The 25224-nt window shown below is 36.4% G+C and carries 21 protein-coding genes; 14 read left to right on the top strand and 7 right to left on the bottom strand.

Annotated elements, in window-relative coordinates; translation table 11 throughout:
* Positions 1 to 31: 31 nt before the first annotated feature.
* The 6 genes from BM327_RS03205 (at position 32) to BM327_RS03180 (ending at position 9145) form a co-directional block, all read left to right on the top strand.
* The gene (locus BM327_RS03205; RefSeq protein ID WP_090246250.1) at positions 32 to 703 is read left to right on the top strand and encodes a hypothetical protein; all 672 of its coding nucleotides are present in this window, start codon (positions 32 to 34) and stop codon (positions 701 to 703) included.
* A gap of 41 nt (positions 704 to 744) precedes the next feature.
* Positions 745 to 1845: a glycosyltransferase family 9 protein gene (locus tag BM327_RS03200; protein WP_090246248.1), complete on the top strand. Its 1101-nt coding sequence runs from the start codon at positions 745 to 747 to the stop codon at positions 1843 to 1845.
* A gap of 7 nt (positions 1846 to 1852) precedes the next feature.
* Positions 1853 to 2971, top strand: coding sequence for a glycosyltransferase (locus tag BM327_RS03195; RefSeq protein WP_090246246.1), 1119 nt, complete (start codon positions 1853 to 1855; stop codon positions 2969 to 2971).
* Between the two features lie 3 nt (positions 2972 to 2974).
* Positions 2975 to 3598: an AlbA family DNA-binding domain-containing protein gene (locus BM327_RS03190; protein ID WP_090246244.1), complete on the top strand. Its 624-nt coding sequence runs from the start codon at positions 2975 to 2977 to the stop codon at positions 3596 to 3598.
* A 132-nt stretch (positions 3599 to 3730) separates the two neighbouring features.
* Positions 3731 to 5878 carry a right-handed parallel beta-helix repeat-containing protein gene (locus BM327_RS03185; protein ID WP_090246242.1) on the top strand — a complete coding sequence of 716 codons (2148 nt, stop codon included), beginning with the start codon at positions 3731 to 3733 and terminating at the stop codon, positions 5876 to 5878.
* 12 nt (positions 5879 to 5890) lie between these two features.
* Positions 5891 to 9145, top strand: coding sequence for a T9SS type A sorting domain-containing protein (locus BM327_RS03180; RefSeq protein WP_090246240.1), 3255 nt, complete (start codon positions 5891 to 5893; stop codon positions 9143 to 9145).
* A gap of 117 nt (positions 9146 to 9262) precedes the next feature.
* Here the strand turns inward: BM327_RS03180 and BM327_RS03175 are convergent, their stop codons facing one another.
* The 7 genes from BM327_RS03175 to BM327_RS03145 all read right to left on the bottom strand — a co-directional run bounded on the left by BM327_RS03175 (position 9263) and on the right by BM327_RS03145 (position 14512).
* On the bottom strand, positions 9263 to 9580 hold the full coding sequence (locus tag BM327_RS03175) for a hypothetical protein (protein ID WP_090246238.1): 318 nt from the start codon (positions 9578 to 9580) through the stop codon (positions 9263 to 9265).
* Positions 9581 to 9589: 9 nt separating this feature from the next.
* A complete protein-coding gene (locus BM327_RS03170; protein WP_139230227.1) occupies positions 9590 to 10252 on the bottom strand; it encodes a hypothetical protein in 663 nt (220 codons plus the stop codon).
* A gap of 185 nt (positions 10253 to 10437) precedes the next feature.
* On the bottom strand, positions 10438 to 10887 hold the full coding sequence (locus tag BM327_RS15830) for a hypothetical protein (RefSeq protein WP_170853654.1): 450 nt from the start codon (positions 10885 to 10887) through the stop codon (positions 10438 to 10440).
* Positions 10888 to 11021: 134 nt separating this feature from the next.
* Positions 11022 to 11909 (bottom strand): hypothetical protein, encoded by an 888-nt coding sequence (locus tag BM327_RS03160; RefSeq protein WP_090246230.1) that lies wholly within the window; start codon positions 11907 to 11909, stop codon positions 11022 to 11024.
* Positions 11910 to 11918: 9 nt separating this feature from the next.
* Positions 11919 to 12140 carry a hypothetical protein gene (locus BM327_RS03155; RefSeq protein WP_139230226.1) on the bottom strand — a complete coding sequence of 74 codons (222 nt, stop codon included), beginning with the start codon at positions 12138 to 12140 and terminating at the stop codon, positions 11919 to 11921.
* 495 nt (positions 12141 to 12635) lie between these two features.
* The gene (locus BM327_RS03150) at positions 12636 to 13958 is read right to left on the bottom strand and encodes a DEAD/DEAH box helicase (protein ID WP_090246225.1); all 1323 of its coding nucleotides are present in this window, start codon (positions 13956 to 13958) and stop codon (positions 12636 to 12638) included.
* Positions 13958 to 14512: an L-threonylcarbamoyladenylate synthase gene (locus tag BM327_RS03145; protein ID WP_090246223.1), complete on the bottom strand. Its 555-nt coding sequence runs from the start codon at positions 14510 to 14512 to the stop codon at positions 13958 to 13960. The genes BM327_RS03150 and BM327_RS03145 overlap by 1 nt, the downstream gene beginning before the upstream one ends.
* Before the next feature lie 375 nt (positions 14513 to 14887).
* On the opposite strand from BM327_RS03145, the gene BM327_RS03140 reads away from it, so the two are divergent.
* The 8 genes from BM327_RS03140 to BM327_RS03105 all read left to right on the top strand — a co-directional run bounded on the left by BM327_RS03140 (position 14888) and on the right by BM327_RS03105 (position 25216).
* Entirely contained in the window at positions 14888 to 17044 is a 2157-nt protein-coding gene (locus BM327_RS03140; protein ID WP_090246220.1) for a T9SS type A sorting domain-containing protein, read from the top strand.
* 564 nt (positions 17045 to 17608) lie between these two features.
* Entirely contained in the window at positions 17609 to 19765 is a 2157-nt protein-coding gene (locus tag BM327_RS03135) for a two-component regulator propeller domain-containing protein (protein ID WP_139230225.1), read from the top strand.
* A 201-nt stretch (positions 19766 to 19966) separates the two neighbouring features.
* The gene (locus BM327_RS03130; protein WP_090246215.1) at positions 19967 to 21166 is read left to right on the top strand and encodes a T9SS type A sorting domain-containing protein; all 1200 of its coding nucleotides are present in this window, start codon (positions 19967 to 19969) and stop codon (positions 21164 to 21166) included.
* A 16-nt stretch (positions 21167 to 21182) separates the two neighbouring features.
* The gene (locus BM327_RS03125) at positions 21183 to 22040 is read left to right on the top strand and encodes a heme/hemin ABC transporter substrate-binding protein (RefSeq protein ID WP_090246213.1); all 858 of its coding nucleotides are present in this window, start codon (positions 21183 to 21185) and stop codon (positions 22038 to 22040) included.
* Between the two features lie 3 nt (positions 22041 to 22043).
* Entirely contained in the window at positions 22044 to 23039 is a 996-nt protein-coding gene (locus BM327_RS03120) for a FecCD family ABC transporter permease (protein ID WP_090246211.1), read from the top strand.
* Positions 23036 to 23842, top strand: a complete 807-nt coding sequence (locus BM327_RS03115; protein ID WP_090246209.1) for an ABC transporter ATP-binding protein — start codon at positions 23036 to 23038, stop codon at positions 23840 to 23842. Before BM327_RS03120 ends, BM327_RS03115 begins: the two co-directional genes overlap by 4 nt.
* Positions 23832 to 24896: a hemin-degrading factor gene (locus BM327_RS03110; protein ID WP_090246207.1), complete on the top strand. Its 1065-nt coding sequence runs from the start codon at positions 23832 to 23834 to the stop codon at positions 24894 to 24896. Before BM327_RS03115 ends, BM327_RS03110 begins: the two co-directional genes overlap by 11 nt.
* On the top strand, positions 24893 to 25216 hold the full coding sequence (locus BM327_RS03105) for a DUF6686 family protein (protein ID WP_090246205.1): 324 nt from the start codon (positions 24893 to 24895) through the stop codon (positions 25214 to 25216). Before BM327_RS03110 ends, BM327_RS03105 begins: the two co-directional genes overlap by 4 nt.
* Positions 25217 to 25224 lie beyond the last annotated feature (8 nt).

Genomic DNA, 25224 nt, shown 5'->3' with positions numbered 1-25224 from the left:
ATTTCAAAATTAGCTTTATCTTTAAAGCACTATGAAATTCTTACGTTACCTCATTTTACCTTTGCTTTTATTTTCTTGTAAAAAAGAAGCTACAACCATAGATTTTGGATACGACTATTTCGGCCTTCAAGAAGGTCGTTTTGTTGTTTATGATGGAATGTACATTTTCCATGATAAGAACCTTGTACCCGCACACGACACCACTTTTTATAAATTGAAAACCCTAGTAGGCAAAGATTATATTGATAACTCCGGAAGAACGGCCAGAGAATTTACGCGTTTTTTATGGAATGACGCTACGCAAGAGTGGGAGTTTAAAGATCTGTATACCGCGATAATTGATGGAGGTAAAGCCGAGCTAGTTGAAGAGAACCAACGAAGAATAAAACTTGTTTTCGCGGTAACCGAAGATAAAACGTGGGACGAAAACGCCTACAATACCCAAGAAGAAATCAATTGTAGATATGCTTCCATCGGGGCTTCTAGAACTATAAACGGGATTGCTTTAGATACAACGGTTGCCGTTATAAAAAACGAGTACTTTACTTTTTATGATCATGAACGCAGCTACGAGGTGTATGCCAAAGGAGTGGGGATGGTTAAAAAATATTACCAAGATTTAAGAATTTTAGGAGAGGATTCTACCGTAATAGAAACGGGAATAGAGGAATTTCTAACCCTTACAGATTTCGGAATTGAATAGCTTTTTTATATTTACCGAAACTACATACCCAAACGTATTTAATGAATTATTCTGATATCAAATTCGACTGTTTGTATTTCAAACAAGAATTGCCCTGTAAACCGCACAAAGAACAAGGAGTTTCATGTATAGATTGTAGTGTTTACAAACCTATTCAAAAGCGTGTTTTAATCGTAAAACTAGGTGCTTTGGGAGATGTTATTCGTACAACTCCTTTGATGAAGGCCTTAGAGGAAAAGTATGGAACCTGTCACTTTACTTGGATTACACATTCTCCAGCAATCATAGAAAACACTAGAGCCCAAAAGGTAATTCCTTTTAATGGACTCAATTTCTCAATTTTACAGTTCAGTGAGTTTGATATTGTTATCAATTTAGATAAAGAAAAGGAAGCTTGTTTACTGGCTACCCACGTTAAAGCCCCTGAGAAGTTTGGTTTTTATATGAATGGAAATCAAATTGATGGTTACAATGCACATGCGCAAGAGAAAATTTTAACTGGGGTTGACGATGGAATTTCTCAATTAAATACGAAAAGTTACTTAGAGGAAATCTTTAACATCTGTGAATTGAAGTTTGATTATCAGGAGTATGAAATCAACTTAAATCATGCTTTGGTGAATAAATGGAACACCAATTTCAATGAAATCAAAGAAGGAAAAACGATCATAGGTTTAAACACGGGCTGTGGTCCGCGCTGGAAAACGCGTTTGTGGCCTATTGCTTACTGGGTTGAATTAGCCAAGAATTTAAGAGAACAGGGTTACTTTGTGTTGTTGCTCGGTGGATCACAAGAAGATGAGCAAAACAAACAAATCGCCAGCGAGTCTGGAGCTCATTATGCCGGTCATTTCTCTTTGGAAGAATTCATTGCCCTTAGCGCCAATGTTGACGTGGTGGTAACGCAAGTATCTATGATGATGCACATCGCTACGGCTTTACAAAAGAAAATGGTATTGATGAACAACATCTTTAACAAACACGAATTTGAATTGTACAAGCGTGGGGTTATTGTTGAACCAAGTTCTTCATGTGATTGCTTCTATGGAGTAACTTGTTCGAGAGAGAGAAGTTGTATGAAAGATATTTCTGTAGAGGAAATAGCTACAAACGTGAATAAATTAGCCGAAGTTACGGCGTAAGACGAAAATGAAAATTGCATATTTATCTGTATTCTACCCGTATAGAGGTGGAATAGCTCACTTTAACTACGATTTGTGTAAAGCATTTATGATGCACCATGAAGTAAAGGTCTTCAACTTTAGCTTGCAGTATCCAAACTTCTTGTTTCCAGGAACTACACAGTATTTAGAAGAAGGTAATGATGCAACGAAAATAGAAAACGATAGGGTGTTGAATTCTGTCAATCCCTTGAGTTACTTTTCTGCCGCCAAAGCCATTAAATCCTACGATCCAGACCTTTTGGTTATCGGGTATTGGATGCCTTTTGTAGGACCAAGTTTAGGAACGGTAGCAGGTTTGGTAAGGAAAAAATGTAAAGTAGTTTCTGTGGTGCACAACGCCATTCCACACGAAACGAAAATTATAGATAAACCCTTCACCAAGTACTTTTTAAAGCGAAATTCAGGTTTAATAGCTCTGTCAAAAGCGGTAGAAGACGATATTAAAAAACTTCACCCGACTGCAAAAACGACGGTTGTAAAACACCCCGACTATACCCATTTTGGAGATCCTATTTCTAAGGAGGAAGCGCGTAGAATACTAGATATTCCTCAAGAAGATAAAGTATTGCTTTTCTTTGGAATCATTAGAGAATACAAAGGTTTGAAGCTGTTGCTTGAAACCATGAAAGAGTTACCAGAAGACTACACCTTGCTTTGTGTAGGGGAGGTCTACGGTGATGATACAGAGTACAGAGAAATTTTAAAACATCCGAGTTTAACAAAGCGTGTTCGATTTATAAATGACTACGTGCCGGATAGTGAAGTAAAGAACTATTTCTGCGCCTCTGATGTTAATATTTTACCTTACAAGAGTGCTACGCAATCTGGAATTTCCTTCATTGCGAATCAGTTCAATTTACCGCTTATTGTTACAGATGTAGGAGGCTTGCGTGAATGTATCGTAGAAGGGAAAACAGGTTTGTTGGTGAAAGAGAGAACCCAAGAAAATCTAAAAGCGAGCATACTAGAATATTTCGAAAAGGGATATATGGAGAGTTTTGTAGCCAACATGCAAGCAGAGAAAGATGAGAATTCTTGGGAGAACATGGGGAAGAAGATAGTAGAGTTTGCGAAGAATTTGTAGAGATTGGATACATTAAAGGCATATATCAGAGAGGGTGAACATCAGCAGCAGGACTTTAAGTTTCGTATAGATGATGCCAAGAAAATTGCACGTACTTTAACCGCTTTTGCCAATACAGACGGTGGAAGGTTGTTGATAGGTGTAAAAGACAATGGAAAGGTTACGGGCATACACCCCGAAGAAGAATTCCACATGATACAGGGTGCTGCAGAAATGTACTGTAAACCAGCCATTCCTTTTGAATCTCAAGTTTGGCAAGACAAGCATAAACTGGTACTTGAAATCCGCATTGCACCTTCAGAGAACAAACCCCACAAATCTCCAGATGAAAACGGAGTGTGGAAAACTTACATCCGTAGAGATGATCACACTTTATTGGCCAATAAAATATTGATTGGACTCTGGAAACAAAAGAAATTTAATCACGCCAAACCCGAAAAATTCGACGAAGAAGAATTGGCCTTTTTGAAAGTAATAAAACAAGAAGAACCCGCTACTTTAAGTCGTTTATACAGAAAATCAGAACTCCCAAAATCTAGGGTAGACAAACTACTTATCCTCTTTATCTCTTGGGATTTGGTAGCAATGGATATTTCTGAAGAGGGCACTTTTTATCGTTTGAAATAATCAATAAGAAAACTCGTAGTTCTCGATATTTATTTCAATATCAATTTACTTTCATGTTTTTCCGGAATCCATCAACCTCTGTTTCCAGAAATTACATTAATTTTAAATCAATAAACTTTTCAAAATTACCTAATGATCAATAAGAATATACTACTCTTAATTCTCCTATTTTTTACATTTTTTAAATCTGTTGATACACTAGCTTTTGATATAGGGGTGGTAGATGCAACAGCCATGGATTCTGTAGATTGCACAGGAGATCTGTCAAATTTATCAATTGTTGTAGAGAATTTTGGCACTCAACAGGTGGATAGTTTTTACGTTTATATTAATGTAAATGGAACCCTTGTCGATTCAACAAGTATAGTTCAAAGTATTACAGCGGGTCAACAGTTAAATATTTCTTTGGGAAATTATTCCGTTTTTTCTCTACCAGAAAATATGATTTCCTTAAGTACCGGTTTACCCAATGCAACTTTAGATGTTCAAACAAGTAACGACCAGTATGTTTTGTATACCTATTCACGGTTATCTGGAATTTATACTATTGGTTGTTCTACATGTGATTTTTCAACTGTTAATGATGCCTTTGATCATTTAAATGATTACGGTGTTTGTGGTCCCACAACTTTTAACATTGAGGATGGGATTTATAATACGAGTCAGTTAAATTTATCTTCCTATGTAGGAATGTCTGCTGCAAATCCTGTGGTTTTTCAGTCAACAAGTCAAGATTCTAGTGCAGTTACTTTAGAAATATATTCATCTCCTTCTTTAGTGTTTAACGCTGTTTCAAATATAACTTTTAGAAAAATAAAAGTTGATCCATATGCAGGTTCAATTGGTATTCAACTTAAAAATGTTTCAAATTTCACCATAGAAAACTGTTGGATAAGAGATGCAGAACTTCAAACTGGTTATGCAGGTACTGGACCAAGTTTTCATGACGTTAGAATCCTTAATAATAATTTTACGGACGGTTCCCTTTTAAAGCTTGGTGGAAATAGTTCTGCTACTTTAAATACAAATGGACTTGTCGAAGTAGTTAATAATAGATTTCATAATTCTAAAATGAGATTTATTTTAATGAAAGATTTATTGATTGAAGGTAATTACATTGATTATCCTACAGATAATCATACCCTTGATGTAATGACTTGTTTGAATAGTATAATCACGAAGAACAATATTGAAAGCTCGAGTGATTTGAGTTTGTATATGGTGGGATGTTCCAACATAGAGGTAACCAATAATTTTTTACGAGGTGATGGTAATGTTATCTACATAAGTAATAGTGACACGATTAACATAGTCAATAATAGTATGTATCAATATGATGCTGACAATGATATAGGAGAAGCTTTTCACTTCCAGTCTTCATCGAAAATTGATTTCATCAATAATATGGTATTGTCTCAGGAATATGGAAACCTATTCTTCCTTTCGGATACATCAATGATTAATCCACATCACAATATGTATTATAGTCCGTCTGACTCACTGGTTAAATATAACTGGAGTGAGATTTATGTAAATTATCAAGATTGGACAGGTAGCTATCAAAAAGATTCTAGTTCATGGAATCTAAACCCAAATTATATTTCGCCAATAGATTTACATATTTACAATCATGTCATTGCTAACGGTAGTGCATATTCTTATCCTGGAATAATAGAAGACTTTGACGGTGAACCACGAAATCCTTTAGAGTTTGATATAGGAGCCGACGAAATTGATTTAGATTATACAACTTTAAGAGATATCGCCTTTATAAGTACGGCTGAACCGAGTAATAGCTCATGTTTGCAGGCTGATTCTATTCAATTATTAGTAGCGAATTATTCGACCTTTCAAATAGATTCTTTTGCGCTCGTTATCCATTCCTTTGGAACACAAAGTTCTGTTATTTGGAATTATACATCTTTACCAGCGGGTGATACCGTATTAGTGAATATGGGTAAATACAATTTTAGTCCCAATACAAGATATGATTTAACTATGACTCTAGCTTTACCGAATGGTGAATTTGATAATTACACCTTGAACAATGAAGGAAGTGTGGTTTATCAATATTTAGGTGAACCTAACATTCAAGTGAGTACAATTACAGATTGTATCTCTGATGTTGAATTGAGTGTGCCACACCAAGAATATAGTACATTGAATTGGTCAACAGGGGCTACTTCGAGTATAATTACAGTATCTCCACCTGGGGTTTGGACCGTTTCACTTACAGATCTAAACGGATGCGTTGTAAATAAATCAATAACCTTGAACTAAATCGATACGAAAATGAAATTTTATATCTTATCACTTACATTTTTATTTTCCTTTTTAAGTTTTTCTCAATCCTTAGTTGATGAGGAATATTTTTCAAACCCATTAACTGGCCATCTCACTGAAATAAGGTCATCGGTAAAAGTTGACGACGGATTTATTGTCGCGGGTCAGAAAATTACTCCTCCAAATGTATATGAAGGAGTAGTTTTAAGGGTTAATCAAATAGGTGAGGTAGTTTGGTCTACCTTAACTCAACCCCAGCAAATTAATTGTTCAATAATACGAGATGTAGCTGTTTTTGACGATGGTTTTGTTTATGCACAAGGATGTTATGATATCACAAAAATTAATGTTTTAACAGGAGAAATAGAATGGACAACACCTATAGAAGATAATTTAACAAATTATGTGATAGATTTTTATGACTATGATTCATCAAGATTTTTAATTCGTTATAAAACAACTTACTCGGACGTCCACTTGGCTTTTATGGATAAGTCTAATGGAGACACACTTCAAAGTGTTCCAATGGAGGAAGCTGATCCAATATTTCAAAGTGTTGTCACTGACCCTTATGGGAACATTTATTACGCATCGGGAAATAAACTTAAAAAATTTAATGGTGATAACTTGCACCAAATCCTTTGGGAAAGGAGGTATAATGTAGATCCTAATGCTACTAACAATATAGATGAGATAACAAATTTATACTTAGATAATCAGGGATATATGTTCGTGTCTGGATACGTTGGTTCAGGGTCAACTAATTTGGTGATGGCGAAGGTGAACCCTATGGATGGAGCTCCTATTTGGCGGTCACAGATTAGTACAAATAATAAACTCATGGATTTGAAGGACCAGAATGGATATTTATATATGACTTATAGACATAAATACGTAGGAGGGATACAAGATTCTTATTACACCTCTAAAATAAACAAAACCACTGGCGCAGAGATGTGGTACTCCTACCAGGATATGACTCAATTACATCCGAGTAGTGTTTGTGGACATCATGAAGGTACGAAAGCATTGGAAGTAGATTGTAACGGAAATGTATATTTGACTGGTCATTATGACGATTCAGGATACGGACCTGGAACATGGGGAATTATGAAGCTTAATGCTGCAAATGGAAGTAAAGCTTTTGACTTAACAATTACTCAAGATTCGTTAAGTTGTGATAACGTAGGGGAAGGGAAAAACGTAAACATTGTAAATAACATACCTATCTTTGTAGGAAATGAAGAGGTACTACCCTATGAATCTAAAGCAAGCTTTGTAGCGATAGACCCTTTAACAGGTAACCCGAATATTCGTCATCATATAGAGGGTGGTTTTCAGCAACTTTCCTATACCAAAGCAATTCAGGAGTCTAAAGACACCATGTTCGTTTTAATGCAAAAAGGAGAACATGCAACACTTGCTATGCGTACCAATTTTGGAATTTCTAACTGGGAATTCACAGATGCAACCATAAAAAGAAGTAAAGCAGGTTGTATCTCAGTGAATGATAATTCAGCCTATATGGCCTCAATGCGCATAGAAACAAATAATTCTTCGCCCACTGATTTTGAAAATGTTAATGCAATTGTCTTTTATCAACTCAATAAAAGTACAGGTTCCTTACTTGCGGAAGATTCATTAATTATTAGTGGAAACATAGAATTAATTGAAATGGAGTCAGATGCCTCTGGTGAAGCTTTTTTAGTATATGCTGAGGGTTTAAATGTGAAATTAGTAAAATGGGATGCCAATGGTTTATCAGCACCAGTAACGCTTTCAATGGTTACAGAAAATGTTGAAAGCAAACGACCCTTGGATATTTTAAATAATTATTCTTCTACAAACTTACTTTATAGTGGGAATCAGAACTTATACAGTATAGACAAATCAAATTTGAGTATATCATCAATATATCAGTACCCTTCAACCCGTAATGTTTATGGTGTAATGCACAAAGAAGGGAGTATTATTATATCCGGAGATAACACAACAGGTTCGCAATTCTTAACATCAATAGATACGATTGCCTATACTTTAAATTGGGATCAAAATTATCAAACCGGTGTTTTTGCAGGGACATTGTATGATCAGGATACCATTTATACTTTTGGTGAAGCGAACGGTCAAATGCAAGTGCAAGCAATCGTAGCTGCCACAGGTGCTACAGGATGGGAATATTTGAGACCAAACCTGAGTACTTTAGAGGCTCGTGTATACGGACTATCATTTTCTTCAAGTCTTGAAAGATTTGTAGTTCACGGAGCCGAAATTCATTCCAATGGGAGTAGCGACTTAGTAATCGAACGTATTGATAGATCAGGAAATGGAAGTTCTATACTCTATGTTGAAGATGATTTGTCTATGATAAGCCAAGCGTACACCGCTGCAGTTAGAGCAGACTCTATGCTTTGGGTAGGAGGTAGGATCAACAGTACGGCTTTTGGAAAGGAAGGTGCAAACTACCTCATTCAACTTTATGATTGTCCTTTAATTAATACCACTGACGTAATTAGTGCCTGTGATTCTTATACCTGGATAGATGGAAACACCTATACAACTTCAACGGATACTGCATCTGTAACCCTTATTAACAGTATTGGTTGTGATTCTATCGTAAGTTTAGATTTGACCATGCATTACGCAACATCTGGTACTGATGTTCAATATGCTTGTGATTCTATAGTTTGGTTAGATGGAAATACGTATACCAATAATAATACAACAGCAACTTGGATGGTTTCAAGCGTGTTTGGTTGTGATTCTTTAATTACCTTGGATTTGACCCTAGGAGATGTAAATACTGGAGTGGTTAATACTTCACCTACATTAACAGCTTCTGACGCCGGGGCTCAATATCAATGGCTAGATTGTACGAATGGTTATACGGTCATTCCAGGAGAAACGAATCAAAGTTTTACAGCAACGGCAAATGGAGATTATGCCGTTATAATAACGGATGGAAACTGTGTGGATACTTCCATGTGTTACACCGTTGCCAATGTTGGTTTGAACGAGAATGAATTGAATAAGTCTATTACTATTTATCCTAACCCGACAACTCAAGATGTATATGTTGAACTAGGTGATATGTATGCAAATGTTAAGATTGAAATAACTACTGTTTTAGGCAAAAAGATTTTTAGTCAGCACTACCAAAATATTGATGAAATAGAATTGGAATTAACCGGTGTTAAGGGTATATATTTCATTACTATAAAATCAGAAGGTGTGCAAAAAACGTATAGAGTGATAAAACAGTAGATGTGAACTTACACAAAAGAATAACACGAAAACTGAAGTGGATTTTACGCTTCAGTTTTTTTAATTAAGAATTTTGGTTCATCCCATAAGTTGAACTGAGGGTTGTCCAACTATCCTTTATAAAAATTCAGATTTCATCTTATTCTTTCTTCGCTTTATTACGAATCTAAGAAATAGAAAACTAAGTATTAAAAAGACGATAATCGTTTCAATTAAAAAGGGATAGTTCGTTAGTGTATAAACTTGAGCTTGAAAACGAATTATTTCCTTATCATAGATTCCGTCGTGCACAGAGCGCCAACCTAAAAATCCTGTGTAATGATCTTCATCTGCCCAATAGAGTTGTTTGGTAAGGTGGTTTACTTTCAATGCATCTACGGTTGCCCAAAGAGGGAGAGAAGTCAATAATAACAAAGGAAAAATGAACTTTTTCATTTCGAAATTTTAAAACATACGTATATAACTATCCTCCCAAGTATCGTTGATGATGCCTCTTTTATGATTTTCTAGTTGTGTTAAAATTTCGTCGTCTACTCTTAATCTATAATTACTGACTCCTGTATCGTTGTAGGTGTATGCATCTATCGCTTTTTGATTGGCTTTCAGAGCTTCTTCTTTTTCTCCGCGTATGTATAAAAACCAACTGTATTTATCCCAAGAGGAGAAATTTACTTTATTGAATTCTTTATTGATGACTTCATTTAAATCAAAGAAGTAACAGATTTTATAACTCGGAGTGAAATGTAAGAGTAAGCCTAGTACTGATAAGGTAAGCACTGTTTTCGAGAGCTGTTTTGACTGTGTGATAAGGTATATTATGGTCAAGATGCTGTTGAATAAGAACATGGAATTAATTCCAAAAATTCTAGGTCCACAGTACCAATAGAAAGATCTGAAGACAATGTAAATAGTCCATGCGGCCAACACCCAACCTCCAAATATTGAGATTTTCCAAACGCTTTTCTTTACAAATGAATTGATGAGCGAAAAGGTGAGCACGCACATGAGTGCTAACAAAATTAAAAGTGCAACTCCAGGCCAATGCATCAATCGAAAAACAATTGAACACAAGAAACTAATTAGGGCAGTGATAAGGAGTGCTTTCATATATTTTGAATTTGTTTGGTGGTAAGTATAGGGAATAATTCTTTAAGAACAGTTTCTTGTTTGTCCAAAGCTGAATGAGGAGCAGGGGAGAGTGAGATTTAGGAAGAGATGTAATTTCATTGCAGTTGACTTTATATTTAATCAAAATTTTATTTCGTTTTCTGCAAATATTTTCCTTTGCTCTTTCATTTACCGGTAGAAAAGAATTCAAGCGTTCGAGAACCAAGCTCGGGTTGATTTGAATGTTTTAAAATTTCGGAGTTCGTCCATTCAAATCTCCATTCTGTTATAAAGAAAAACAATGCCGCAAATAAAATCAGAAAAACTGATGTTCCCATCCAACTCACATTCCAAAGTTTTTTAATGAATCCATTCAGTTTTATGCTCTTTATTAGCAGGGTGAAAACTACCAAAACGAGACTAAAGAAGATTACATTTCCGAAATATCCAAGTATGTAGAAATCTCCACTAAGTGAATTTACCCAAGGGATTTCAGTTCTATATATAAAAGGTAGTCCATAGAATTCCGGCCCAATATCATCCTCGAAATCATATGAATGCCTCAACGTAACAATATCCGACAAAGGAAGTGCTAGGGATAGTAATATTGTAATTATGATTTGAGTTATTTTCATGAGGGGGTGGGCTATGAGTAGTTGCGTGTTTTAGCGATTAATTTTGCAAGTGCGCACCTAACTCAAAATTCCTGCGGAATTTTCGGAGTGATTGAGAACAAGCAATTACTTAAAGCCATTGTTGCCAACAGTTTTTATTTTTCATTTATACTTTTTATACATAAGTCTATTAATGATAACATTCGAAAGAATAAATAATCAATATGTTTCGATTTTGACACTTCCAACTTATCTATTTCGTGGTGTCGTATTTTATATTCGTTTCCAATTTTAGTCAACAGCTTAAATTCACTTTCTATGATTTCGAAGTTAAAACCATCAGATGCAATAGATACTAATTCGGAAGATGATTTTTTCTTATTTGAACCAAAATAGGTTTTAATTCTCTCAAATGCGTCCCATAATTTTTCTAGAGCAATTTGTTTGTCTTTTGGAATAAAAAACCTGTCTTTAGCTTCGTTTATTAGAGAGTCTAATTCTTGGTCATTAGTTCTAGTCTTTCTATCAAAAAGTAGCTCAACATTTACATTTAAGTCCAATAGGTATGTTAAATCCATACCGTCATCAATTTGTAAGCTATCATTAAGTATTTCTTTAAATTCCTTAATAGCTTTTTGATATTCTGAATCAAAGTCTAGTTTGTTTTCTTTCGTATACTTTTTAAAATCTTTTTTGTTAAAAAGTCCTTTTCTGAAGACCAGGGATAAGTCGTGAATATCTAGAAGTAATAAGCTATCTCTCACCCAAAATCTTCTAGTAGTTCCATCGTGTTCAAACGGCAACCCTAAATCTTTAAAAAACTTAGTTAGGAAAAAAGAACTTCGATAAGGAAAACTATTGTTGTCACCACAAATTAATTCAGCAATTTCCATTTCAAACTCTGGGTTGTTATGTCTTGCTTGAAGTAGTTTTAATTTCTGTAAATCAGATTCACTTTTCTTGTCAGATTTTAATTTGAAAATGATGTCTGAAAGAAGTGTTTTTGCTTGTTCAAACCCGCTAATATTTGTTTCAAATGCCATTAGTTTGAATTAAAAAGGTAAATCATCTTTCATAATGTCATCAAAGTCATCTTGCTCTGAATAAAATTCAATTTGAGAAAATCTTATTCTTTCATTTTCAGTCAAAACCCCAAGCACTTTTGATTTTAAACTTTCAAAGCTCTGAAGATTTCCTTTCTTTAAGCCTCTTTTGTAGACTTCAAGACTCGAAATTGCTTTTTCAAGGGTTTCTATTTTTTTATTTTCGGTCATTTTCAAATTGTTAGCAAGTAGCATATATACACAATAGTGTTTATCGCTTATATTTTATAGCGCATAGCAGATTATTATTTAAGATAATGCGCAACGTTTTCGAATATAAACATTAATAAATTAGTTAAGGTTTGCTGTCAAAGGAATTGTGAAGATAGGGGAGATTTCACTTATTGGGGTTAGGGAAATTCTTTGGAGTAGAAAAAAAGGTTTGTGCTTAGCTCGATAACCTCTTGGGGAATTCAAAGATTCAACAATTCAAGAATTCAAAAAAAGGATCATATGATTATATGAAAATACTAGTATTCAAATCTTTCAAATACTCCGTTCAGGAGTAATCAAATCTTCTTAGAAGTCATAAGTGATTAGAGATAAGTGATAAGAGTTTTAGGCCACGGTAATGTTGTACTTCGTTAACCTCCAAATACATTCTTTGAATGTTTTGAATCCTTGAATTCTTGAATCAAAAAAGAGCACCCTAAAGTGCTCTTTTCCCTAATTTCTTCTCTTTTTTTTCGGCTTCTTGTACTTGGCCAATTTTTTATTCTTTTTACTGTTTCCCCAGTTTTCTTTCTTGTTCTTTTCCTTCTTTTCGTGGAAGGCTGGACCGGCTTCGTGTTTTACAATTTTAACCTTCAAAGGTTGGTGTAAAGCTGCAGGTTCTTCCTCGAGAATGAGCTCGCTTGAAACCGTCACTTCTTCGGGCATAGGGTCGAGGGGGACCTCCATTTTCATTAACCCTTCGATGTGGTGCTTGAATACTTCCTCTTTTTCGGTAACTAGGGTAAGGGCATGACCATTGGCCTCGGCTCTACCTGTTCTACCGATACGGTGCATGTAGTTCTCCGGTACCTCAGGAACGTCCATGTTGATTACGTGCGTTACCTTGTCTATGTCTAAACCACGTGACACAAGATCGGTAGCAACAATACCACGTAAATCTCCCGTTTTAAACTCTTGTACCATACGCAACCTGTAGTTCTGCGACTTGTTGGAGTGTATGGTACCAAATTCTTCTGGGAATTCTGTTTCTAATTCGTCAGAAACCAAATCAGCCAAACGTTTATTCGCCGTGAAAATCAAGATTTTCTTGTAGGTTTCTTTGTCCGCCAACAACATTTTTAAATAGTTGATTTTCGTGTAGAAATTCTTCACCGAAACGAACTGCTGATCTATATTTTCCAAAGGCGTACCTGAAGAGGCTGCCTCAATTTTCTCTGGATTTCTAAAGTAAGCGTTGATCAAATCTTCTACTTCTTCTACTAAGGTAGCTGAGAACAAAAGGTTTTGTCGTTTAGCCGGCAACAATTCTATGATACTTTTCAATTGGGGTCTAAAACCTAGGTCGAGCATCTCATCACATTCGTCAATGATTAACTTCTGTATGGTTTTAAAACGTAGAATTCCTGTCATCGCCAAATCGAAGAGACGTCCAGGTGTAGCCACCAAGATATCACAACCTTCGTGTATCAATTGCTTTTGCGTATTGATGTTGGTCCCCCCGTAAACACCAAGGGTTCTTACAGAGATGTATTGCGTTAATTTTTCAATTTCTTCGCAAACCTGAACCACCAATTCTCTAGTTGGCACTAAGATCAAAACACGTGGTGTTTTTTGTTCGCTGTATTTCAAATCGCGAATTACAGGTAATAAAAAGGCCAAAGTTTTACCCGTACCGGTTTGTGCAATACCCACCACATCTTTTCCTGCCAAAATCACCGGCAAGGTTTTCTCCTGAATAGGCGTTGGCGTTGTGATATTCATTTCCGCCAAGGCGTTTTGAAGCTGCTTGTTGAGCTTATAATCTTTGAATTCCATTATCGGATGACTTTAACAGAGCTATCGGCTCCTATTTTTATGATGGATGAAGCTTGCTTACAAACTTTATCGAGTTCTTCTTCTACGATGGCATCTACACCTTGCTTTATTTTCTCAGACACTTCTGCAAAACAAGTTGGAGTAGGCTCACCACTAATGTTAGCACTGGTAGACACGATAGGTTTACGTATGCTGCTAATCAATTGGTTCACCACAGGGTGATTGGTTAAACGGATTCCAATAGAACCATCTTGCGCCAAAACATTGTTGGCCAAACCTTTGGGGTTGTCGTAAATGATGGTTAACGGACGCTCAGAGAGGTCGATAAGATCATAACAAATCTCCGGGAAATCAGGAACATATTTCTCCAACATGTGGAAAGAGTTCACCAATACGATGAAGCTTTTCTCATTGCTTCTCCCTTTCAATTCTGAAATGCGTTGCACCGCTTTTTCGTCTGTTGCATCACAGCCCAAACCCCAGACTGTGTCTGTAGGGTAGAGCAATATACCACCTTCTTGTAGGGTCTTTTTTGCTTCGTTTACCGTTGCCATGCTGCAAAAATAGTGAAGTTAGGGGAAATAAAGGTTTTTTTCTTTTTTATTGGAGCTTAAGCTTCGTGACTATGTTTGTCTCTTTTTCCCTTCAGCTGATATCTCGACTCCGCTAGTTAACCTGAAGGGAATTCAAAGATTTAATAATTTAAAGATTCAAAAATTCAAGAATACTCGAAGGCCGGGAAGAATTCAAAGTTTAAAATTCAAAATTCAAAAAGATTTAATCCTGTATGCTCATTACTCACACTGTTTGCTGTCTATGCTCAAAACTATTTTTTCTTTTCTTCAAACCCTTCTAAAATTTTCTCCGTTTCTTTAGCCGAACAAAGGAACATTTCACATAATGTTCAACATCTAAATAAAACCTAAATTATGAAACAAATCTTTACGATTATTTTGACTTGTATAACCCTTGTGGGAGCTCAAGCGCAACATTTACGTTGGTATAACATAGTTCCTGATACAGAGAAGGCTAGGGATATTTGTACCTATGGAGATGATATTTACATCAGTAACTCAGCAGGTTTTGTGGTCCTTAATAAAAGTACGGGCAACATGCAATATAAGGATGTTAACAATGCTCAGCTCTTTAGAAGTGGTGTAAATGAAATCTTTATATCTGATGATGGTATTAGAACCATGAACAATGATGGACTTTTGATGATGGTGGACAGTAGTGGTTATTATTGGAACCCTTTGTATGTCTTTAGTAATTCACGTGAAATCCATGATAATGGTCAGGGTGTAACTTATTTCGTTTCTGATTTTGGTTTTATTAAACTACATCAAACGGGATATGAAATGTACAACGATACCAATAGTATTTTTGAGTTACCATCTTCTTCACCGACGGCTTTGAGCTTGGATAATAATGACGGGGTTTGGATAGCTCAATACGGAAAAGGTTTGTATCATTTTGACGGAACAAACTTTACCCTCTATGATATGAATAACTCTGCATTGCCAGCCACTGATTTAATGTCTGTTGCAGTTTTGGATGATGGAACAGTTTTTACCGGTAGTGCAACGCAAGGACTCATTGCCTTTGACGGAAACAATTTCACCACTTACAATGCCCAAAATTCGAATTTAACGTGGAACAATGTTGTGGAGTTGTGTAGTGCTAACAATACCCTTTATGGATTGGTTACTGATGCTTTTCAAAGTGAGGTTTTTGAGTTGAATGGAGGGACATTAACCATGATTAATTCTGGGAACAGTCCGTTACCCCAAGCAAAGTTTGAACACTTGGCCATTGATGATGACGGTGAGTTATGGTTCGAATCTATAGATAATGGAAATCATTCTATATTGAGATACGATGGAACAAATTTGGGAGCTTATGTACTTAAAAAATCGGTGTTGGAAACGCCCAAAGTTTTGGATGTGAAAATAGCGAACAACAACAAGGCAAGTTTTACCAATAACAATACGAATTATTCCGGTGTTAACTTAATTGAAGCTCAAAACAACGTTTTTAACGTAGAAAACTCAGTTTCTAATGCATCGCATAAAATCATAGAGTACAATGGTTCTACTGTGATTTATGGTGGTACGGATGAAGTGAAGATTTTTTCAAATGGGAATTTTACTACCCATACATCGACAAGTGCTTCTGTGAATACTTTAACCGTTATCAAAGCTGATGTTGACGATAATGGAAACCTTTGGTTGGCAACAGATTTAGGACTTGTGAAATATGATGGAAGCAATTTTACGGATGAATATTCTTTCGCAGGTAGTTTGATGGCCTCACACCAAATACTTGATATGGCTGTTGATAACAATGGTAAATTTTGGTTGATTGGGTCCCTTTCAGGAAATGCAGCTGATGGTGAATTAGTTTCTTTTGATGGCACCAATTATGAATTTCATAATTTGCAACACGGAGGCGTTATGTCGGTTAATTTCACGCAATTGTCTAAGGCCTACGACGGTACAATTTACACCATGAGTATAGGAAGCAATATTCTTTGTAAACTTTTAACAGATGGCGTTGATGGAATAATTAACCACGGTAATACATTTAATAATAGTGTGGTGACCTGTATTAAAGTAACCCCTAACCTTAGGTTAATCGGAACCAATAATATGGGTGTTCTTTACCACAGTAGCACGGGGTATAACTATTTGATGACAACTTCAAATCCTATTTTGAGCAATTCAGTAACTTCTATAGATGTGGATGCCCATAACAACGTGTGGATAGGAACAGATAAAGGAATGTCTGTTTTCAATGAAGATGATATTACTACTTTAAACACAGAGGAGTTCTTTGAGCAAGAAAGTGAAGAAGAAGTGCTTGTTTACCCTAATCCTTTTAGCAATACTTTTAAGATCAATGTAAAAGAAACTGCTTTAAACAGTGAGTTAATGGTTTATAATTTCAAGGGACAGCTCATAGAGAAAATGAATATAAATCAACTCCAACACACGGTGAGCTTAGAGGGACAAGAAAGTGGTGTTTACTTCTACAGCATAGTTCAAAATGGAGTAGTGCTGAACAGCGGAAAATTAATAAAGCGATAAGCGAGGATAGTTTAGAATCTAAGGCAGGGAACGATTGTTTCCTGCTTTTTTGTTTCCTAAGAAAAGTCCCTTAGCATAAACCACAACACGGAAGTATAAATCCCCATATTACTTAGTACACGTACTACAAACTACTTTCCTATTTCAGATCGAATTAGGCAAATAAAAAACAACCCTTCTGAGAAGAGTTGTTTTTCATTTCATGCGCTGTGAGCTTAGTTGTATTTTCGGTATTCTTGGTTAGATAAACGTTCTTTTAAGGTTTAGAAAAAAGGTAGACGTTTATACTAATAGAACACCTCTTATATAGGGTTTATAAAAGCTTAGTCATGATCCCCTTTTTATTGGGGGATTGTTCTATTAAAATTATGTTAAAGGAAAAAACAAAACAAACTTAATTGTCCAAATGCATGTTTTTGGGATGAATGGGAAAACGAAGAAAGTAGGTGAGAGGCTGAATAAAGTCTACAAGCTAGTGTTTACGGGTAGACCTGTATATTTTCCTTCTTTTTAAAATTTGCGCTCAACTTGAAAATTCTTAGTTTAGGTCAAAACCTAAATGAAATGATAAAAATCACACTAATCAGTTTATGTACGCTTCTGTATATAGGCGCACATGCCCAAAATTCTAATTGGACCAACCTTGTATATGAGGCCAATAAGGCCAATCATATCTTTCCAGACGGCGATGATATTTATATATCCACCAATGCAGGGTATACCATTTTAGATAGAACTTCAGGAAATCAAATGGAATATGATTTCACAACAATGGGACTCGTACGAAGTAAAGTATTTTACATACATGGAGATGGAATGGGAAAACATTGGTTTAATAACGAAGGGCGCACCTTTACCAAAGAAGGTAGTAATTGGCAATATCATCCCAGTAACTTTCCGTATAATCCCATTAACAATATAAAGAACATACGCTACGATAGCCAGGGAAATATGTGGTATTTAGCTGGAGCTTTATTGGTAAAGTATGACGGAAGCAACTATCATTATTTTGATCAAACCAATAGTCCTTTAGTCTTTAATATGATGTCCAATCCCAAATTTGAAATTGATGGAAACGACAACGTTTGGATCACAGACTATAACAAGGGGCTGTTTAAATACGATGGGAATAGTTTTACCCTGTATACAAGAACGAATTCTGATTTACCGTCGAACAAGTTGAATGCACTGACCATACTGGATAATGGAGATGTTTATTTGGCAACTGGAGATAGTGGTGTGGTGGTGTTTAATGGAACTACTTTTAATAATTATTCTACAACTAATTCTGCTTTGCACAACAATGAGATTCATGAAATCAAACACCATGGTAATACGGTTTTCGGTATAAGTGGTGGTTATGGAATTTGGAGTGAGATTCTAAAAATTGAGAATGCTATGCTTAGTATGTACAATGCTAGTAATGCTGGCTTACCCTTGAAAACCTTTGATAAACTAGCGGTAGACGATGAAGGGACCTTGTGGTTTCAGTCCAATTCAGGAGATCAACATACCATATTAGAATTTGATGGTACTTATCTTACTACACATCAATTAAAGAATTCGCCTTTGGTATCAAATAATATTAAAGATGTATGTATTGGGGAAGAAGGTGAAGTCAGGTTTTTGAATGAACAAGCCGGTAGTTCTTTGACGGATTTGATGGCGGTGGAGAACAATCAATTTCAAACGCTACATACCCTTGTTGCGCAAGGAGGTAAAATGATAGATCATGCCAATGGTACATTTGTTTACGGAGTTGGAGATGAAGTGGTGCTAGCAAGTCCGGGAACCTTAAGTTTCTACTCTTCCTCGAACTCGGATTTATCTCCTTTAGGGACCAAAATAGTGGCAAAAGATGTACAGGGAAACCTTTGGTTTGCAGCCGATGACGGTTTGGTAAAGTATGACGGTAACACTTTGAATTTAGAATATTCCTTTACTACAGGTGTAGTGATGGCTGCTACTTTGAGGGCATTTACTATAGATGTTTCAGGAAATTTTTGGATGATAGTTTCCAATTCCAATGGTAGACAGTTGGTTCAATTTGATGGTACGAATTATACGGTGTATGACTCGAATCACCCTGGTTTAACTGATGATAATTTTAAGCAGGTCCAAGCCTCTGAAAATGGTGATGTATACATGTTATCGGAGTCAGGTAATTTGATTAAATATGACGGATCAAGTTTTACTTATTTGTTGGATTTAAATACTATAGACCCTTACAATGATGTGACAGTACTCCGCGTTTTTTTGGATCAAGTTTGGATGGGCTCTAACAACAGAGAAATCATTTATTACGATGGGAATAATGCTCAGGTCTTTAAGACTACTAATTCACCTTTATTAAGTAATAGGATACATGGATTTGCAAAGGATAACGCTGGAAATGTTTGGATAGCTACCGATCAAGGCATCTCCATTTACAACGAAAATTTAGTGGCGTTACATTCAGAGGAGTCTTTAAACAACGTTTTGGAGGATAAAGGTGTACATATTTATCCTAATCCTTGTTCGGATCGAATAAGTGTTCAATTGAATAGTGGGGAAGAGGGAAGTCGAATTTTATTCTATAATGCACAGGGAGCAATGATAAGAAATGTAGATTTACATCAAATGCTTCAAGATGTTCAGATAAATCATGAACCGGGTATCTATTTTTACAGAATAGTAAAAGATGGTAAACTCCTTCATCAAGGTAGACTTATCAAGAAATAGTAAATACAAAACAATTTATAAAGCAGTGGACCTATGTGTTTACTGCTTTTTTTTGGGGTTCAATTTCAACTTTCATTTCTGAAGTAATACAGATTACCTATCTCTAGGTACTTCTTTCACCGCATTAGGTATTGTGCTAAAGATGCTCTCACCCTAATTTTGTCTTCGTAATACTATTTATAAACAGTCTAAATAAATATAATGAAGAAATTAGTACTCTCACTTTCTGTTTTTGCCAGTCTTTATGGGATGGCCCAAAGTTCAGAAACCGTTACTTTGGGTAGTGGATATGCACAACAGGCTTGGTATAGCCTAGAAACGGGAAACACCACCTTGGCCGATTTATCTGAATATCATTTGGCTTTCCAAAGTTCCGCTATGGGCACAGCCATACGTTTTAATTCGGCCATAGCTACGCTTTACAAAGTTTCAGAAGATACCACACAGTTCTCAACTTTAAACTTAACCGATAACAGTACTTGGGAAAGTTTTGTTGACTCAGATACCTCATGGAGCCAGGGTGCTTTTAACCTGGACAACGATGGGATGTTTGACATAGGCTGGGGAGATTACGACATGACAACCCACCATGTGAACGGAGATCAAGTGTATGTTATTGAATTAGGTAACGGTGATTTGTACAAAGTTTTGATCTCCAACCTTATTAGTGGTGTGTACACCGTGAGAATTGCAACGGCAGACAACAGTATAGATACTTATGTAACGATAGATAAATCAAACTACGCTACAAAATCTTTGGTGTACTTAGACGTGGTGAACCAAAATGTTTTGGATAGAGAACCCGCTGCAGACGCCTGGGATTTCTTGTTTACCAAATACACGGATAACACCATTAACTATGGAGTTACCGGAGTATTACAAAATGGTGAGGTTGAAATTGCGCAATACGACGGAGTGACGCCTGCAACCCATACCCAAGACGGAAGCGTAGCATATAACACAGAAATTAATACCATAGGTTACGATTGGAAATCTTTCAATGGAACAGGCTATGTTGTAGTTGACGACAGAGTCTATTACGTAAAAGATGTTATGGGAAACTACTGGAAAGTAATTTTTACAGGCACTTCAGGATCTTCAACAGGTGAGTTCAGTTTTACCAAAGAGAAAATTGGTTCTGCACATACAGAGAAAATGGATTTGGCCTTATTCAAAGTGTATCCTAATCCTGTACAAGAAGCATTGAATATTGTTTTAGATACAGAGCAAGCAGGTGTGGTAAACATCGTAAATGCACAGGGTTTATTGGTTTTATCGAACACTGTAAACGCTGGTTTTACTCAAAAATCTCTGGATGTATCACAATTAGAAAGCGGAGCATACTTTGTTCAAATTCAATTGGATAACGGAAGGGTTTACACGCAACAAATCATTAAATAATCGTATCAATTTTAGCATGAAAAAAATCATTACACTTTGTTCGTTAGCCTTGTTGTTTGCTTGTTCTACAGATAATAGATCGGAAGAAATTAGTAATACAAATGCCGAGCAGTTAAGCTCTGAAGTTGAGCAGCAAGAACAACGTATTATCTCCCTAAACGGCACAGCAACGGAGATTTTACTTGGACTTGGAATTAAGCAGGAATTAGTGGGGGTAGATGTTACTTCTGCTAATTACTCTCAAGCGCAGAATTTGGGTCACACCTCTAGAATGGCCGTTGAACCTATCCTTAATTTAAATCCAACTTTATTGATTTACAAAACAGGAGAGCTAAATGCGCAGTTGATACAACAGCTTCAAGAAATGAAGGTCGAACTATTGGAATTGAAACCAGAATACACCGTGAATTCTGTAAACGCAATTGTAGACCAAATTGCAAATGCTGTTGGGAAACAAGAGGAAGCTACAGCCTTGAAATTGGAAGAAAACTTTGCCCACCGCTTCCAATTGGAAAAGGCACCTAAGGTTGTGTTCATCTATGCCCGCGGTCCGGGTGCTATGCAAATGGCCGGAGCTGGAACCGCCGAAACGAAGATCATTCAAATGGCAGGTGGGGTAAATCCTTTTGATTTTGAGCAATACAGACCTGTAACTGCCGAAGCGCTGGTAAAAGCGAATCCAGATTTTGTATTGATGTACAATTCAGGTTTTAAAAGTTTGGAACAAGCCAATGGTTTGAAGGCCATTCCTGGAATTATGGAAACCACGGCAGGTAAAAACAATGCGCTCATTACCATGGACGCCAATATATTACACAACTTCTCCATCTCTTTACCAAAGGCGGTGGAAGAGTTACACAACGCTATACAGTAAAACATGACCAAGAAGGAGAGAATAACACAATTAGGTTTAGGTGCACTTGTACTTTTAAGTAGTTTATACATCGCCCTTGCTAATGGTGTTTTTGAGGTAGAATTAACCGATGTCTTTGCATTCTCTTCTACAGATGCTTTGGCACGAAGTGTTTTCTACAATATACGTTTACCACGAGTTATCTTCTCCTTTATTGTTGGTTTTGGTTTGGCTTCTGCAGGTTTGTCTACGCAGAGTTTATTTAAGAATGACCTTGCTGATCCCAATATACTTGGGATTAGTTCGGGGTCAATTCTTCTGGTAGCCTGTCTTATATTATTCCTTCCTCAGGTAGTAATTACAAATTATTACGCTTTGCCTGTGGCAGCCTTTATCGGTGCCTTTTTAGTGAGCTTACTCATTTTTACATTGTTCAATAAATCCAAGGGCAATCAGGTGATTTTTATAGTGATTTTGGGCATAGCTGTAAATGCTTTGGCTATGTCCTTAGTAGCCTTATTGGTGAGTTTATCCAACGATACCCAGATGCGTAACATTACCTTTTGGTCAATGGGCGATTTGGGCGGAGGAAATTATTTAATCATCAGTTTGATTAGTGTAGTGTTGATTCCAGCTGTGTATTTTCTACAGCGTAATCATAAGAAAATTCTTTTGTTATCTCTAGGAGATCATGCCGTGAAGAGCTTAGGGCTACATCCAAAAAGAATAAAAATGCAAACCCTTATTCTGGTGAGTTTGGTTACTGCAATTAGCGTTTCCTTTTGCGGAATTATAGGTTTTGTAGGTTTGGCTGTTCCTCACATTGTAAAGCTAGTGATAGGACCAACACATAAATACCTTATGCTTTATTCTGCTTTTGCCGGAGGAATACTTTTGGTGTTGGCCGATACCTTATCGAGAACCCTCATCGCACCGGAGCAAATTCCAGTTGGTATTGTAACCTCCATTGTGGGATGTCCGGTTTTTATTTACCTCATACTTAAAAAGTTTTTCAAATGATCTTAGCTTTTAAGGATATCATCTTGAATTATAACAAAAGGGAAGTGCTGCACGATCTCGCTGGAGAGCTTGGCCAAGGACAAATTCACGGACTCATAGGTCCCAATGGAGCAGGAAAATCTTCTTTACTCAATGCCTTGGCAGGTTTGAATGATGCTCAAGGAAAGGTGTTTTACGACCTTGAGAATATAGCGCATTTAGACTATGAATACTTGGCGACTAAAAGAGCGTATTGCGAGCAAAAAGCGCGTATAGACATCAATTTTAGAGTGGATGAGTTAATCGCCTTTGGGGTTGAAGCTGGTGCTTATGCCCCTAAGCAAGAGGTGAAAACGGTTGTAAATTATATAGCTGAATACTGCGGGGTGAAACGCTTTTTATGTAAGCGCATATTGAATCTTTCGGGAGGAGAACAACAGTTGGTACATTTTGCCCGAGCGGTGGCACAAATTCACCCGCAATTTAACCCCAACAATTCCTTACTGTTTTTGGATGAACCCAATAGTGCTCTAGACATTAAAAATACACTGTTCTTATACGAAAGGATGAAGGATTTAAGGGCCCAAGGACTCACCATAGTTTGCGTGCTACATAATTTGAGCGATTGTTTACAACTGAGTGATAGCTTGCTTTTGATGGACAAAGGGCGCATTATTCTACAGGGAGAAACCAAAGAGGTTTTGGAGAATAAAATACTCGACCATGTATTTGGAGTTGAGTTCAATAGAGAATATGGAGAACAGGGCTTGAAACATTTAACGCCCACTTTACAATTAGAAAAACAATACGAATATGTTAGATAGAAATGAATTAACAGACTTGTACTTGGATTACAAAACCAACAATCCTAAGTCAAGAATTAGAAATGCTGCAGATGCTTTAGGTGTTTCTGAATTAGAATTGTTATTAACGCAAGTAGATGATCATGTACTGCCAATTGCAGATGATTTAGAAACTGTTTTTAAAGGCATTGAATCTCTGGGAGAGGTGATGGCCTTGACCAGAAATGACAGTACAGTGCATGAAAGAAAAGGGGTGTATGAAAAACCATTCTTTAGTAAACATCATATTTTATTTGCCAATCCCGATATCGATTTAAGGATATTTCCTGGTACTTGGAAATACTTCTTGGTGGTTGAAAACAAGGAGAGTGATAGAAAATCGATACAATTCTTTAACAAATACGGGGAAGCTTTACACAAGGTTTATCTGTCAAATAAGTCAGTAATTGAAGCCTACGAAGCACTAAAGCAAAAGTTGAATTTCGCAAACCTTGATACGGTAGAGGTAGAAGCGAAACCAGAGGTAAAACCATCTACTGAACGCTCGCATTTAAATGACACTGAAGCTCAGGAGTTTAAAACCACTTGGTTAAACTTAACCGATACCCACCAGTTTTTTGGAATGTTGAAGAAATTCAACTTGGCCCGCACAAGTGCCTTGGAATACGCACCTGAAGGTCATGCTTTCCCTGTGGATAACAAAGTAGTAGAAAGCATGTTAAATGAAGTGAGTGCTACGGACATGGAAATCATGTGTTTTGTTGGAAACTCAGGAATGATTCAAATTCATACCGGGAAAGCCAAGAAGATTGTATGGCACGGACCATGGATTAACGTGTTAGATCTTGCATTTAACTTACACCTTAAGTTAGAAGATGTAGCACAAGCTTGGATGGTGAAAAAGCCCACTGAAGATGGAGCAGTGCACGCCATAGAGTGTTTCAATGCTCAAGGTGAGATGTTGGTGCAATTTTTTGGAAAACGTAAGCCAGGCATACCGGAATTGGATACTTGGAAAACCTTATGCGAAAACTTAGCACACAAACACGCTTTAAACACAACCGTTGCACTATGATTTTAATACATGAAAATAGCATAGGTTCTCTGGCCAAATGTGAATGTTGTGATAAATATTCTCTGCGTTTAGGTACGGTAATTTTACCCCTTTCTTCTAAACAAATGAGGGAATTGATTTACGCTTTTCAAGATACGCTGTCTTCATGTTTTAAGCATTCAAATTGTAAAAAATATCATCAGCAAACGCGTGTAAACTTTGCCTTGAACGCGGCACACATGTCTTTAAGTTTAAGTAAAGATGAAATCGTGCAATCTATTGAATTGTTGGAGTTTAGTTTATTGATGATAGAAGTAGGGAATATCCTTGTTTCAAAATAGTTGATGCC

The sequence above is a fragment of the Lishizhenia tianjinensis genome (assembly GCF_900116425.1).
GTDB classification, from domain to species: domain Bacteria; phylum Bacteroidota; class Bacteroidia; order Flavobacteriales_D; family Crocinitomicaceae; genus Lishizhenia; species Lishizhenia tianjinensis.
This window is presented reverse-complemented; position numbering and strand designations above follow the sequence as displayed.

Coding starts and splice junctions, on each gene's coding strand:
- BM327_RS03135 (WP_139230225.1), top strand. CDS start 17,609: ATGATAAAAATCACACTAATCAGTTTATGTACGCTTCTGTATATAGGC.
- BM327_RS03110 (WP_090246207.1), top strand. CDS start 23,832: ATGTTAGATAGAAATGAATTAACAGACTTGTACTTGGATTACAAAACC.
- BM327_RS03120 (WP_090246211.1), top strand. CDS start 22,044: ATGACCAAGAAGGAGAGAATAACACAATTAGGTTTAGGTGCACTTGTA.
- BM327_RS03185 (WP_090246242.1), top strand. CDS start 3,731: ATGATCAATAAGAATATACTACTCTTAATTCTCCTATTTTTTACATTT.
- BM327_RS03175 (WP_090246238.1), bottom strand. CDS start 9,580: ATGAAAAAGTTCATTTTTCCTTTGTTATTATTGACTTCTCTCCCTCTT.
- BM327_RS03145 (WP_090246223.1), bottom strand. CDS start 14,512: ATGGCAACGGTAAACGAAGCAAAAAAGACCCTACAAGAAGGTGGTATA.
- BM327_RS03170 (WP_139230227.1), bottom strand. CDS start 10,252: ATGAAAGCACTCCTTATCACTGCCCTAATTAGTTTCTTGTGTTCAATT.
- BM327_RS03130 (WP_090246215.1), top strand. CDS start 19,967: ATGAAGAAATTAGTACTCTCACTTTCTGTTTTTGCCAGTCTTTATGGG.
- BM327_RS03155 (WP_139230226.1), bottom strand. CDS start 12,140: ATGACCGAAAATAAAAAAATAGAAACCCTTGAAAAAGCAATTTCGAGT.
- BM327_RS03160 (WP_090246230.1), bottom strand. CDS start 11,909: ATGGCATTTGAAACAAATATTAGCGGGTTTGAACAAGCAAAAACACTT.
- BM327_RS03205 (WP_090246250.1), top strand. CDS start 32: ATGAAATTCTTACGTTACCTCATTTTACCTTTGCTTTTATTTTCTTGT.
- BM327_RS15830 (WP_170853654.1), bottom strand. CDS start 10,887: ATGAAAATAACTCAAATCATAATTACAATATTACTATCCCTAGCACTT.
- BM327_RS03200 (WP_090246248.1), top strand. CDS start 745: ATGAATTATTCTGATATCAAATTCGACTGTTTGTATTTCAAACAAGAA.
- BM327_RS03180 (WP_090246240.1), top strand. CDS start 5,891: ATGAAATTTTATATCTTATCACTTACATTTTTATTTTCCTTTTTAAGT.
- BM327_RS03105 (WP_090246205.1), top strand. CDS start 24,893: ATGATTTTAATACATGAAAATAGCATAGGTTCTCTGGCCAAATGTGAA.
- BM327_RS03125 (WP_090246213.1), top strand. CDS start 21,183: ATGAAAAAAATCATTACACTTTGTTCGTTAGCCTTGTTGTTTGCTTGT.
- BM327_RS03140 (WP_090246220.1), top strand. CDS start 14,888: ATGAAACAAATCTTTACGATTATTTTGACTTGTATAACCCTTGTGGGA.
- BM327_RS03150 (WP_090246225.1), bottom strand. CDS start 13,958: ATGGAATTCAAAGATTATAAGCTCAACAAGCAGCTTCAAAACGCCTTG.
- BM327_RS03195 (WP_090246246.1), top strand. CDS start 1,853: ATGAAAATTGCATATTTATCTGTATTCTACCCGTATAGAGGTGGAATA.
- BM327_RS03115 (WP_090246209.1), top strand. CDS start 23,036: ATGATCTTAGCTTTTAAGGATATCATCTTGAATTATAACAAAAGGGAA.